1 pseudogene is annotated in these 281 nt (G+C 40.2%); it reads right to left on the bottom strand.

Going from position 1 to position 281, the window contains the following annotated elements:
• Window positions 1-281: pseudogene (locus ACFIK8_RS11520) on the bottom strand (hypothetical protein); the annotation flags it as partial.

The following is a 281-nucleotide window of genomic DNA, read 5'->3' as shown; positions in this document are numbered from 1 at the left end:
TGACGATACTTCGCACTTCCAACTTGTGCTCTCTGACGACGTAAATATTCATATCGTTGCGTTGCATTCAACTGTGAAATATTTTCTGAACTATCAATATCAGCATGCCCATTAACCGATGATACTTTTTTAGGAAAAACAAAAATTCTGCCATCGCCACCAACATGCGGTTCCGATGTTGCTTTTCTATTGAAAGAGCTATCTTGTTCTACATCTTGCTCCGGCAGTGGTAAAACTCCAAGCGAACCAGGGGTTGGCATTACAAGTTTTAGATGAGATTT

Source organism: Bartonella sp. MR168JLCBS (genome assembly GCF_042194175.1).
This window is presented reverse-complemented; position numbering and strand designations above follow the sequence as displayed.